Consider the following 12,909-nt stretch of genomic DNA (forward strand, 5'->3'; position numbering starts at 1 on the left):
ACGAGCGCGAAATCTACAGCGCCCATTTCTGCTTGTCAATCCATTATGATGCCAGGATTGCTCTTTGCGTTCGATCTTGGTCCGGTATGAGGCCGGGATCGGGTGCCTTTGAATGGATACTTATGACCAAACGTACAAAAAATGGCTTAAAAGACCCCCACCTCGATCGTGAATCGTCCAAATATGAGCGGCCGATTCCCAGCCGTGAGCTGATTCTACAGGTACTGGCGGAAGGGGAGGGGCCGATGCGCTTCGACGACCTATCCGGCGCGTTACAGCTCTCGGAGGCTGTGGATCTGGAGGCGTTGGATCGCCGCTTGCGGGCCATGCAGCGGGATGGGCAGCTCGTACGTAATCGCGTGGGGGCGTTTTTGCCCGTCACGGAAAAGGGTTTGATCCGCGGGCGCGTGATTGCACATCCGGACGGGTTTGGTTTCATGGTGCCCGACGAGGGTGGCGACGATATATTCCTCTCGCCACGCCAAATGAGCGGCCTCTTCCACGGCGACCGCGCGGTCGCTCGAGTGATGGGGTTGGATCATCGCGGACGCCAGGAGGGGGCCGTGGTCGAGGTGCTGGAGCGGAATACGCGTCAGGTCGTCGGCCGTTTCTGCGAGGAACGCGGCATGGCCTTTGTGGCCCCGGACAACAAGCGGATTCCGTTGAATGTAATGATCCCGCCGGACGATCGCGCTGACGCGCAGCCGGGGCATATCGTGCTGGCCGCTATCGTGGAGCAGCCAAGCCGTCACTCGCCACCGATTGGGCGGGTGATCGAGGTGTTGGGCGAGCATATGGATCCCGGCATGGAGATCGATATCGCCATCCGCAGTCACGAGCTGCCGCACCAATGGTCCGAAGACGTACTGGCCGAGGCTCAGCGCTATGGTGAGCACGTAGCGCCAGAAGCAAAGCAGAATCGCGTGGATCTGCGCCAGACGCCCTTGGTGACCATCGATGGCGAGGACGCAAAGGACTTTGACGATGCGGTGTACTGCGAGCCGGACGGCGAGGGTGGGTGGCGCCTGATCGTGGCCATTGCCGATGTCAGCCATTATGTCTCACCGGGCAGCGCGCTGGACAACGAGGGACGTCGCCGGGGTACTTCCGTCTACTTCCCGGGGCAGGTGATCCCGATGCTGCCCGAGACCCTGTCGAACGGTTTGTGTTCGCTTAACCCGAAGGTGGATCGCCTGGCGTTGGTGGCGGATATGTCTGTTTCCAAGGGCGGAGCGCTGAAGGAATACCGTTTTTACGAAGCAGTGATTCGCTCAGCGGCACGCCTGACCTATACGCAGGTGGCCGCGATGGTGGTCGAGGGCGACGATTCGGCCCGTGCCGAGCATCCGGGTCTGGTCGCGCATCTGGACGCGTTGTATGCGCTCTATCGGGTGCTGGATAAGGCGCGCCGCCGCCGCGGTGCAATCGATTTCGACACCCAGGAGACCCGCATCGTCTTTGGCGAAGGTCGCAAGATCGAGCGCATCGTGCCGGTGCAGCGCAACAATGCCCATCGACTGATAGAAGAATGCATGATTCTGGCCAACGTGGCTGCGGCACGGTTGTTGGCCAAGCACAAGATGCCCGCACTCTACCGCGTGCACGGTGGGCCCAAGGCTGATCGGATCGACGATTTGCGCGCCTTTCTGGCCGGTATGGGGCTAAACCTCGGCGGCGGCGAAACGCCCAAGCCCAAAGATTTCGCCGCGGTGCTCAAGCTTGCGGCGGCGCGCCCAGAGGCCGGGCTGATTCAGACTATGCTGCTGCGTACGCTGCAGCAGGCGGTTTATAGTCCTGATAACGAAGGACATTTCGGATTGGCTCTGCCGGCCTATGCCCATTTCACATCGCCAATCCGACGCTACCCCGATTTGCTGGTGCACCGCGCCATCCGTCATGTCGCCGGCGGTGGGACACCGGGTAATTTCGATTACGATCGCAACGACATGGTTGGTCTGGGCGAGCACTGCTCAATGGCAGAGCGACGCGCGGACGATGCCGTGCGCGACGCCGTCGACTGGCTCAAGTGTGAATTCATGCTGGATAAGGTTGGGCAGGTATTCGAGGGGCTGGTCAGTACGGTAACGGGCTTCGGCGTGTTCGTGCAGCTGCGAGATGTGTACGTCGAAGGGCTGGTGCATGTGACCTCGCTGAGCAACGATTATTATCGCTTCGATCCGGTGGGCCAATGCCTGCGTGGCGAACGCAGTGGTCGGATCTATCGTATTGGCGATCAGATGAACGTACGCATTGCCCGTGTCGATCTTGACGAGCGCAAGATCGATTTCGTACCCGAGGAAGCGGTGCGTGCTGCGGCCGCCGACGGCGGAGAAGAGGGCGCGCCGTCACGCAGCAAGCGTCGTCGCAAGAGCCGTCGAGGACGTCGATGAGCGAGTTGCTCCACGGCATCAATGCCGTCGAGTCGGCGCTGCGCAACGATCCAGAGCGTATCAAGGTCATTTGGTTGGACGCCGCGCGGGACGATCGTCGACTCCGGACGCTCGCTGAATTGGCGGAGCAGGCGGGAATTGCGGTGCAGCGCACCTCGAAGAAAGCGCTGGACCGGCGTGCTCCCGATGGGCGCCATCAGGGGGTGGTAGCCGACTACCGACCGCCCCCGCCACCCGGCGAGGGTGATCTGCTCGATCTCGTCGAGTCTGCCGAGCGTCCGCTGTTGCTGGTGTTGGACGGTGTGACCGATCCGCATAACCTGGGTGCCTGCCTGCGTACCGCTGCGGCGGCGGGGGCGATCGCGGTGGTTGCGCCACGCGACCGTGCGGCACCTTTGACGCCGGCCGCGCGCAAGGCGGCATCAGGTGCCGCCGAAATTATTCCCTTCGTGCCGGTGACCAATCTGGTACGTACGCTGGAGGCGCTGAAGGCGCGTGGTGTCTGGGTGGTTGGGACGGCAGGCAGCGCGGAGTCGAGTCTGTATGAGCAGGACTTGAAGGGGGCGCATGCCATCGTGCTCGGTGCCGAGGGTGAGGGGCTACGTCGCTTGACTACGGAGGCCTGCGACGTCGTGGTTCGCATTCCGCTCAGTCCCGCTATGGAAAGTCTGAATGTCTCTGTTGCGGCTGGTGTGTGCCTGTTTGAAGTGGTGCGCCAGGGTATTGTCGCGCCCACCCGTATCAGGTCGTGACATCCGCGCCGAATGGGCGGCTATATTCAGCGGCTATATTCAAGTAAGCGGGCGTGGCGGACACCCGGTTTCAGCAGGTGGGCGAGGTATGAGGACGGTTGGCGAGAATGATGATCCACTAGATGACGCCACAGGCGATGCCGGTGGCGATGATGGGTATCGCGAGCGCTATCGGCAGCTGGTGCAGGAATTCGATGCCGCTGAGACCGATTGGCAGCGTGATCGCGCGGCTGGCATGCGGCTGCTTGCGAACATGGTGCTCAAGCTTTCCGCCACTCAGCCAGAACTCTCTGGTCTGCTCAAGAGCTTTGGGGACGCTTTGCAGGCCGGGCGTTTCGAGGCAGAGACGGAGACGCTGTCTTCGTTGATAGACGATCTCCTCGCGGAGGTGGCGCCAGGCCCAGATCTGGACAGTCTGGGATCTGCAATCGGACGATTGGAGGCGCTGCTCGATGTCATGCCGAGCGATCCCGATGCATTGACCGATTCCGCGGGCATCGGCCGAGTTCTGGCGAAGCTCGAGGCGGCCTTGGGCGAGCGGCTTCAGATGTTGCAGCGAGATTTGCGAGTGCTGGCGAACACGTTATACGAAGTACCAGGCTGGCCGGATGCATTGGCCGCCGAGCGTGACCGACAGCGCAACCAATTCGCCGGTCGTCAGCTGGTTGATGTGGATGCCCTCGCGGATTTGATCGAACGCGGATTTTCCTCGATCGATCAAGAACGTGGTGAAATATGTCGGTTTCTCGGTGATCTGGTTGGGCGCCTCGACGTATTGGAAAAGACGTTCAGCGAACGAGATAGTCGTCGGCGCGACCTGCTGATTCAGGCTGGTGAGGTCAATCGTCATATCGAGACTTCGGTGAAAGATCTGCTCTCAGAAAGCCAGGTGGCAACCGATATCGATAGTCTGAGAACCGCGATCGATAGGCGACTACACAGCTTGACCGACGATCTGCTGACTTTGCGCGGCCTCGGCGAGGATGCCATCAGTCAATCCGATCAGGCGGCCCAGGAGTTGTTGGGGCGTCTACGTTCGCTGGAAGCCGAGCGCGATCAGCTCAGCCGGAGCCTGGCGCAGACACATCGAGAGGCGCGTATCGATATGCTGACGGCGCTACCTAACCGGCGCGCGTTGGATGAGCGTCTCGAGGAGGAGGAGGCGCGGGCGGGTCGACAGGGAGAGGTTTTTTCGGTTGCGCTGGTCGATATTGATCATTTCAAGCAGATCAATGACCGTTTTGGTCATACCAGCGGGGACCGCGCCCTGCAGATCATCGCCAAGCTGCTGCGCACAAAACTACGCCGCGCGGATGTGCTCGGTCGGTGGGGGGGCGAAGAGTTTCTCATCCTGTTCCCGGCAACCGTACTCGAATCCGCCCGCGAGATTGCGGAGCGTGTGCGGCTTGGACTTTCAAATGCACCCACCCATTTCAAGGGTGAGCAGGTCCGCCTCACCGCGTCATTCGGCCTTGCCGCATGGGATGGCCAGTCGGACACGATTCCAGCCTTGGTCGAGCGTGCCGACAAATCCCTGTACGAAGCCAAGCAAGCCGGTCGGGATACCCTGCGCGGCTAGGCTCTCTGATCCAGTGCTGCGAGGTATCGATTCATGCGTCCGGGCTTGCCTGGATACTCATTCGCTCGTAGAATCACTGCCCCTTTATGCCGGGCGCGAGTAGCGTCCTGCTTCTCCTTGCCTCACCGCTACATGGCGGGAGGCTTGTAACCCGTAAGGAGCTTTTAAGTCCATGCGTCACTATGAAGTGGTATTCCTGGTCCACCCAGACCAGAGCGAACAGGTTCCCGCCATGATCGAGCGGTATCGCGGCATGATCGAAGGTGACGGCGGCACGATCCACCGTCTTGAGGACTGGGGTCGGCGTCAGTTGGCCTATCCCATCAACAAGGTGCATAAGGCGCACTACGTGCTCATGAACATCGAGTGCAGTGACGCGGCGCTGGCTGAGCTGGAAACCGCCTTCAGGTTCAACGATGCAGTGCTGCGCAAGCTGGTGGTCCGTGAAAATCAGGCGATCACCGAAGCGTCCCCGTTGGTTAAATCCAAGGACGAAGGTGATTCCAGTGACTCGCGCCCGGCACGTGGTGATTCCGATTCTGATGCGGATGTGAGCTCGGATGATACGCGCGAAGAAGGCGATAGCGCCGCCTGAGTATTGCACCGGCGGGCTATTGCGCCGCCATCAAACCGAACTGAGGTAAATACCCATGTCACGATTTTTTCGTCGCCGCCGTTACTGCCGCTTTACCGCCGAAGGTATTGCGCGTATCGATTACAAAGATCTCAATATGCTCAAGGGCTATGTCACGGAAACCGGCAAAATCGTGCCGAGCCGTGTGACCGGCACGAGCGCACGTTACCAGCGCCAGCTGGCCCAGGCGGTCAAGCGCGCTCGTTTTCTGGCGCTGCTGCCCTACTCGGATCAGCATTGATCGACTCGCCAAGTTGAGATCACGCCGGTGCTGATGCACCGCCTTGCCGCATTCGTTATGTCGGGGCGGATGCAAGCCGTTGTCATCGCCGTCTCGCTGGCGATGATCGGTGTCGTATTTCCCCCGCCGCGCTGGTCAGTGCGGCGGTGGTTGGGCTGGTTGTCCTGCGCCATGGCATCGATCAGGGATTGATCGTCATGGGCTGGGGTGGCGTCGCGATGGCGGTGCTGGCGGGTTTGATACTGAGTGCGCCGGTCGCAGGCGCGATATACGCCGTCGCACAATGGCTGCCGGTGTTGTTGTTTGCGCAGCTGTTGCGCCGTACCGCATCATGGTCATGGGTTATGACCACCTTGGCGGCAATCGGCTTGGTCGTGGTTTTAGGTGTGCATCTGCTGGTGCCCAACACTACCGAAATGTGGTTGGGGGTACTGCAGCAGGGGCTGAGCGGGCTCTTGCAGCGTGCAGGGATGTCGCCGACGGACGTGTCAACGACCATCGAGCGGGCGGCACATTACGCTACCGGGGCATTTGCCATGTCCTTAGTATTAAGCGTGTCCCTGAGTCTGATGTTGGCCCGGGCCTGGCAGGCTTCGTTGTTCAATCCAGGCGGCTTTCGTGGCGAGTACACGGCCTGGAGACTTAGCCATTGGTTGGCGGGTGTGGCGGCGTTGCTGGTCGTGTTGGTGTTGGTGATGCACAATGCCTTGTTTGTCGAGCTGGCCATGGTTGTTCTGACGCCTTTTCTGCTGCAGGCCATCGGTCTGTTGCACGGACTGGTGAAGCAGGGTGGCATGAGTATCGGCTGGCTGTTTGGCCTGTACGTACTGTTGTTTCTGGCACCGCCGCAGATGGGCAGCTTGCTCGCGGCGGTGGGTGTGATCGACAGCTTTGCGGATCTGCGTGGTCGCTTCAAGCGTGGCGCATGATGCCTGAAATTGGGTTTTATTGAATCTTTAGGGTAGCTATCATGGAAATCATCCTGTTAGACAAGGTAGAAAATCTGGGCGGTCTCGGCGATAAGGTCAAGGTCAAGTCGGGCTATGCTCGCAACTACCTGATCCCGACCGGTAGGGCCAAATACGCCACGCCCGCGAATATGGCGGAATTCGAGGCACGTCGTGCGGATCTCGAGAAGATTTCAGCCGAAGCAATGGCCGTTGCCGAAGCGCGTCGCGGTAAGATTGAGGGCATGGTAATCACCCTGAGTGCGCTGGCGGGGGCCGAAGGCAAGCTTTTTGGCTCGATCGGCACCCAGGATATCGCCGATGCGGTGACCGCTGCCGGTGTTGAGATCGAACGCAAGGAAGTCCGCTTACCGGAAGGTGCCCTGCGTCAGGTTGGTGAATATGAGGTCGAGCTGCATCTGCACTCCGACATCAATGTTGCCATCAAGGTAGTGGTTAACGGCGAATCCGCCGCCTGATTTTGGACGCCCCGTTCACGATCCGGGCGGATCGTGAACGGGGTTCCACTACGGGTAGTGATTGGGGCGTCGGGGAATGGCTTACGGCCTGACTCGGGGCCGCAAGTGTGTGAATTCGGCGATCCGATATCCGGCCTTTCCATACTGAGTATTTGCCGCATGGGCTTATGGCCGAAGTGATTTCTAAATCGCGCGGCGACCAGTCCGCCACCGATGCCTTGCGCGTTCCGCCTCATTCAATCGAAGCGGAGCAGGCCGTCTTGGGCGGTCTGATGCTGGATAATTCGAGCTGGGACCAAGTCGCAGACCGTATCAATGAAGTCGATTTCTACCGATTTGATCACCGACTGATTTTCCGCGCAGCTGAACGTCTGGCATCGCAGAACCAGCCAGTCGACGTTGTGACGCTGTCCGAGGCGCTTGAACGCACGAGTGACCTGGAGCAGGCCGGGGGGCTGGCCTATCTCGGCGTACTCGCCCGCGACACCCCTAGTGCGGCCAATATCCGGGCCTATGCGGATATCGTGCGCGAACGCTCGATTCTGCGTCAGCTCATCAGTGTCGGCACGCGTGTGGCGGATAGTGCCTTCAATCCAGAAGGGCGCGACTCCAGAGCGCTTCTGGATGAGGCCGAGAAGGCCGTCTTCGAGATCGCTGAGCGTGGCGTGCGAGGGCGTGAAGGCTTCACGAGTATCAAGCAGTTGCTGCGTCCCGCACTCGACCGTATCGAGATGCTCCACGAGCGTCAGGATGCGATTACCGGCGTCGCTACTGGTTATGACGAGATCGATGAGCGCACCTCGGGCTTCCAACCCGGCGATCTGGTTATCGTTGCGGGCCGGCCCTCGATGGGCAAGACGACTTTCGCGATGAATATCGCCGAATACGCCGCGGTTAAGCATCGCACGCCGGTCGCAATCTTCAGCATGGAGATGCCGGGCGAGCAGCTCACCATGCGTATGCTGTCCTCCTTGGGGCGCATCGATCAGCACCGTTTGCGCACCGGCCGTCTCGACGAGCAGGACTGGCCGAGGCTGACCAGCGCGGTGCAGATGCTGACCGATGTGCCGCTATTTATCGATGATACGCCCGCGCTGACGCCGACTGAGTTGCGTGCCCGCGCGCGCCGCCTCAAGCGGGAGCACGGCCTGGGGCTGATCGTGATCGATTACCTCCAGCTCATGCAGGTGCCAAGTACGCGCGAGAATCGGGCCACCGAAATTTCGGAAATTTCGCGTTCGCTCAAGGCCGTGGCTAAGGAGCTGGGTGTGCCCGTGATTGCCCTTTCACAGCTCAATCGGAGTTTGGAACAGCGCCCGAACAAGCGTCCCGTCATGTCCGATCTGCGTGAATCCGGTGCTATCGAGCAGGATGCTGACCTTATCGCATTCATCTATCGTGACGAGGTTTACAATGAAGACAGCCCGGACAAAGGTACGGCCGAAATCATTATCGCCAAGCAGCGTAACGGGCCAATCGGCATGGCGCGCCTGACCTTCTTGGGGCAGTTCACGCGCTTCGAGAACCACATTTCGGATGTCTATGGCGGCGGGGGCAGCGGGGGATTCGAGTGAGTTCGTTGGCGCGTGCCGCGCAGGCCAGAATCGATCTCGATGCGTTAAGGCATAATTGCCGGCATATACGCTCACTGGCACCCAATAGCCGCTTGCTGGCAATGGTGAAGGCCGATGCCTACGGGCATGGTTTGCTGCCGATATCGCGGGCATTGGCGGATCTGGCCGACGGTCTGGGGGTCGCGTGCGTACCCGAGGGACTTGCCTTGCGCGCCGCCGGGATTGCAGGACGCATCGTCGTGATGCAGGGATTCAAAAATGACGACGAGTTGTCTGCGGCCAGTGCTCATGCCCTGGATGTCGTGATCCACGAACCTTGCCAGATCGAGCGACTCGCCTCGCGGACGTTTGGGCCGCAGGGCGGACTGTCCGTGTGGCTCAAGATAGATACGGGTATGCACCGCATCGGTTTCGCGCCGCACGAGGTGGCCAACGTGACGGCGCTGCTTGCCAAGTTGCCGATGGTGGACCCAAACCTCCGTTATCTCACGCACTTCGCGTGTGCAGACGAGCCTGGTTCGGCGATGACCGCTCAGCAAATCGGGTGTTTCGTGCGGACCACGCAAGGGCTTGTCGGCGAGCGCAGTCTATGCAATTCGGCAGGGATTTTGACGCATTCCGAGGCGCATGCAGACTGGGTTCGGCCTGGAATTATGTTATACGGTGCTTCTCCGTTGAACGACACGCCGGCTACCTCACTCGGTTTGCGGCCGGTGATGTCGCTGGAGGCGCCGTTGATCGCCATCCATACATACCAAGCGGGCGATTCAATAGGTTACGGAGGTACGTACCGATGTCCCGTGCCGTTGCGCGTCGGTATCGTGGCCATGGGTTATGGCGATGGATACCCGCGACATGCGGCGAATGGCACGCCGGTGGCGATCGCTGGCCAGCCTGGGTCAATCGTCGGGCGCGTTTCAATGGACATGCTGGCAATCGATCTGGGCAGCGTCGATTGTCGACCGGGCGATTCCGTCACATTCTGGGGCGGTAGCGTGGCGGCCGATCTGGTGGCTGCACAAGCTCAAACGATCAGCTACGAATTATTCTGCGCAGCAGGGCCGAAGGCACACCGAAGCTATTCTACTTATGCAGCATGAAAAAATAATTATAAGCGCAGCTGCCTAACGAATATATGGGTCCTGACGGGCCTGCAAAATGATCGCTATAAACATATTTTTGTCTTGCCGCAGTAATTTCCTTCCCACCACGTGTGGCCTTTGAGGTCGATTATTGGGTGATGGAATGGCGCACATCGTTATATTAGTGAAGCCTGTTTGACATTTTTGCGACAAGGTTTAGTCTTGAATCGCTGAAGAACGCGAGTTAAATCTGAATATTAGACATAACTAATAAATTGTCGATTAAAACAGGACTCCGGAGGATTCGATGAAGCATGTTCTCAAACGCTCACTGATCGCCACCTCGATTGCAGCTGCCTTGGGCCTTGGCGGCGCAGCGCATGCCACAAACGGTTACAATCTCATCGGTATCGGCGCTTACCAGATGGGTATGGCGGGTGCGGTTGTCGCCGACCCGGGTTCGGCGATGACGGCAATTTCCAATCCCGCCGGTATGACCGAGGTGCAGCCGCAAACTGATTTCAGCATGGAAGCGTTCATGCCCACGCGCGACGTGAACAACGCGGCAACCGGCGGTAAGAAAATATCTAGCGATAGCAATATGTACGGTGTACCTGCCCTGGGTTGGTCGGCGCCTACCTCGCAGGGCTCCAATGTCTACTTCGGTGGCGGCATGTACGGGACTTCCGGCATGGGCGTGGATTATCCGTATACGGCTAACGGCGTGATGTCGGGTTCATCATTCAGCGGATACAGCAATATTGCCTTATGGCAGATGGCCCCGGCGTTGGCTTGGAAGGTGAACGACAGATTGAGTCTCGGTGCGGCGTTGGATATTGGTTACATGTCGGCCTCATTTCTGCAGTCATACGGTTTTGCTGCGGCACCTTCGCCGGCAGGTGGCACGGCTTACGGCCCATACAGCATCAATATGACCCGCTCAGCGAGCGCTTTCGGGCTCGGCGTGACCTTGGGCTTGCTTTATAAAATCAATCCGATGTGGACGGTAGGTGCCGCTTACACGAGTTCGCAGACCTATAAGCTCAATTACAATCTGGCGCCCGGCGATATTACGGTGCCGGGTGGTGCGAGCCCGAGTGCGCCCGGCAGTTATCAATTCCCCGGTGGCAAGTACACGCTGACCATGAAAACACCGCAGACGCTGACGGTGGGCGGTACCATGCGTCCCAGCAGTGCGCTGGCGATCAGCGCACAGCTCAAGTGGATTGACTGGAAGAGCGTGATGAATAACTTGAGCATCACCGGTCCGCAGGATTTCACGGGCTTTACGCCGAAGTGGAAAAATCAGACCGTGGTTGCGATTGCGGCCAATTATTATGTGAACCCTCATTTCCAAGTGCGCGCTGGCTACAATTACGCCAAGTCACCGATCGACAGTAATGCAGTTGCTTACAACATCATTCTGCCGGCTATCGTGGAGACGCATTACACCGCAGGTTTCACCTATGATCTGAACAATCGTTGGACGGTCGGTGGTGCCTACATGTATGCACCAAAGAAAACTTATACCGCGCCGATGACTGCGAGCATGACTGACCCAAGTAAGGGGCAGAAAATATCTCTTTCGGAACAGGCCGTTTCATTTAATATCGGCTACAAGTTCTGAGATTCAATATCTCGCAACCGTTTTTTCAAAGGGCCATGGAGACATGGCCCTTTTTTGTGTGAAAAGCAAAGTGCCGGCTTTGTCTATAACTAGAATGCATTTGGAGGATGAATATGATGTTCACTGCAAAATTACTACGGTTCATTTTCCTGTCCGTATTATTGGTGTCGTCAAGCGTCGCAATGGCGGCGCAAACTTATAAACCCTTTATCCTCGCGTCTGTGGGTGCGGGAGATTTCCACATGGAAGTTGAAAAGGTTCGCTCGGCACTGACGCAGGCCGGATTCGATGTTGTCGGGACCTATAACCCGGATTTAGGTAGCTATCACCCCTATCAGGCGGCAACGATTTTCATCGTGACCAATGCTGATTTGTTAGCTGATGCGGCCAAGACGCCGCGGGGTGGCTATGGTGCAGTCATGCGGGTCTCTGTGACACAGACGGATGGCCAAATTCAGGTTGCCTATGTCAATCCGCTCTACGTGCAGTACGCTTATCGGATGAAGGCTGATCTTGCACCGGTGAAGACGATGCTAGCGAAGGCGTTGGGTGAGCAGGAGTCGTTTGGTGCCAACGGCTTGACTGCCGATCAGCTCGAGCACTACCACTATACCTTCGGTATGGAGTATTTCGATGAGCCCTATCACCTCAATGACTTCAGCTCTCATGCCAAAGCGGTATCGAAGATCAAGGAGATGCTGGATGCAGGGGCTCACGGTATACATTTCCTGTACGAGCTGAATATCCCCGGTACGGATCAGACGGTATTTGGGGTTTCGATGGATGACAAGAATAATCAGAACGTCAACGATGCCTATCAGATGTCCGTTGTCGACTTCCAGAAGCTCAAGGGAACGGCGTATCTGCCGTACCAGATACTCGTGAAGGGCACCAAGGTCGAAGCATTGAACATGCGTTTCCGCATGGCCGTTTTCTTTCCGGGTCTATCGATGATGGGTGACCACTCCTTTATGACCTTGATGTCTGCGCCGGCAGCAGTGCACCGGGCACTTGCCAAGGCCACCGGCGGTTCATACAGTGAGTCTTTGTTTTGATTCGGCAGGTATAAATTTATTCGATCCGACTAACCCCGGCTCACCCGGGGTTTTCTTTGTGTGGGTGATCGGCCAGAATGACCGCTCGAACATCCTCGGAGCGCCGTATGAAATCGATCAAGATCAGCAATCTGGGCGAGATTCGCAATGAGCTGAATAAATATAAAAAGGGCAAAAAATTCGATATCCATCAGTTCAACCAGATGGCGCGTCTGGCTTGGCTTGGAAAGATCGTGATGCAATCGCTCGATCCACTCGATGAGAAGTGCGAGTCCTTTTTGCTGTACTGCGAATATCCAGATGATTTCCAGGAGCACTTCCTGGATACAGACAAGGACTTGGTTGGGCAGATGCACATTGTCGATGGCGAACAGGCATTGGCGTTGTCCCGGATATTGCAGCAGGGCGTTGAAGAGCGCGCGCTCCTGTACCAAGATCTTCGTCGACGCGACTTCTATTTTGGCGAGTTTTACCGCCCAAAGGAGCCTAAAGAAACAGCGGGCGAGGACGCTGCGGAAGGCGAAGTCCCAAGCGATCCGCGTTAGCCCG

Annotated in this window: 12 protein-coding genes; all 12 read left to right on the forward strand. The window is 58.3% G+C overall.

Going from position 1 to position 12,909, the window contains the following annotated elements; all coding sequences use genetic code 11:
- Window positions 1–122: 122 nt before the first annotated feature.
- The 12 genes from rnr (at window position 123) to BI364_RS04315 (ending at window position 12,905) form a co-directional block, all read left to right on the forward strand.
- Window positions 123–2,390: a ribonuclease R gene (gene rnr, locus BI364_RS04260; RefSeq protein WP_070077697.1), complete on the forward strand. Its 2,268-nt coding sequence runs from the start codon at window positions 123–125 to the stop codon at window positions 2,388–2,390.
- The gene (gene rlmB, locus BI364_RS04265; RefSeq protein WP_070077698.1) at window positions 2,387–3,142 is read left to right on the forward strand and encodes a 23S rRNA (guanosine(2251)-2'-O)-methyltransferase RlmB; all 756 of its coding nucleotides are present in this window, start codon (window positions 2,387–2,389) and stop codon (window positions 3,140–3,142) included. The genes rnr and rlmB overlap by 4 nt, the downstream gene beginning before the upstream one ends.
- An 88-nt stretch (window positions 3,143–3,230) precedes the next feature.
- Entirely contained in the window at window positions 3,231–4,721 is a 1,491-nt protein-coding gene (locus BI364_RS04270; protein ID WP_070077699.1) for a GGDEF domain-containing protein, read from the forward strand.
- A gap of 172 nt (window positions 4,722–4,893) precedes the next feature.
- Window positions 4,894–5,316: a 30S ribosomal protein S6 gene (gene rpsF, locus BI364_RS04275; protein WP_070077700.1), complete on the forward strand. Its 423-nt coding sequence runs from the start codon at window positions 4,894–4,896 to the stop codon at window positions 5,314–5,316.
- 55 nt (window positions 5,317–5,371) lie between these two features.
- A complete protein-coding gene (gene rpsR, locus BI364_RS04280) occupies window positions 5,372–5,596 on the forward strand; it encodes a 30S ribosomal protein S18 (RefSeq protein ID WP_070077701.1) in 225 nt (74 codons plus the stop codon).
- A 146-nt stretch (window positions 5,597–5,742) separates the two neighbouring features.
- The gene (locus BI364_RS04285) at window positions 5,743–6,525 is read left to right on the forward strand and encodes a hypothetical protein (RefSeq protein ID WP_083251155.1); all 783 of its coding nucleotides are present in this window, start codon (window positions 5,743–5,745) and stop codon (window positions 6,523–6,525) included.
- 41 nt (window positions 6,526–6,566) lie between these two features.
- The gene (gene rplI / locus BI364_RS04290; RefSeq protein ID WP_070077702.1) at window positions 6,567–7,022 is read left to right on the forward strand and encodes a 50S ribosomal protein L9; all 456 of its coding nucleotides are present in this window, start codon (window positions 6,567–6,569) and stop codon (window positions 7,020–7,022) included.
- 167 nt (window positions 7,023–7,189) lie between these two features.
- A complete protein-coding gene (gene dnaB, locus BI364_RS04295) occupies window positions 7,190–8,596 on the forward strand; it encodes a replicative DNA helicase (RefSeq protein ID WP_070077703.1) in 1,407 nt (468 codons plus the stop codon).
- Window positions 8,593–9,696 (forward strand): alanine racemase, encoded by a 1,104-nt coding sequence (gene alr, locus BI364_RS04300; RefSeq protein ID WP_233279575.1) that lies wholly within the window; start codon window positions 8,593–8,595, stop codon window positions 9,694–9,696. The genes dnaB and alr overlap by 4 nt, the downstream gene beginning before the upstream one ends.
- Window positions 9,697–9,985: 289 nt before the next feature.
- A complete protein-coding gene (locus tag BI364_RS04305) occupies window positions 9,986–11,305 on the forward strand; it encodes an OmpP1/FadL family transporter (protein WP_070077704.1) in 1,320 nt (439 codons plus the stop codon).
- A gap of 113 nt (window positions 11,306–11,418) precedes the next feature.
- The gene (locus BI364_RS04310) at window positions 11,419–12,360 is read left to right on the forward strand and encodes a hypothetical protein (protein WP_070079881.1); all 942 of its coding nucleotides are present in this window, start codon (window positions 11,419–11,421) and stop codon (window positions 12,358–12,360) included.
- A gap of 107 nt (window positions 12,361–12,467) precedes the next feature.
- Window positions 12,468–12,905: a hypothetical protein gene (locus tag BI364_RS04315; RefSeq protein WP_070077705.1), complete on the forward strand. Its 438-nt coding sequence runs from the start codon at window positions 12,468–12,470 to the stop codon at window positions 12,903–12,905.
- The last annotated feature ends 4 nt before the right edge of the window (window positions 12,906–12,909 follow it).

The sequence above is a fragment of the Acidihalobacter yilgarnensis genome (assembly GCF_001753245.1).
Lineage (GTDB): Bacteria > Pseudomonadota > Gammaproteobacteria > DSM-5130 > Acidihalobacteraceae > Acidihalobacter > Acidihalobacter yilgarnensis.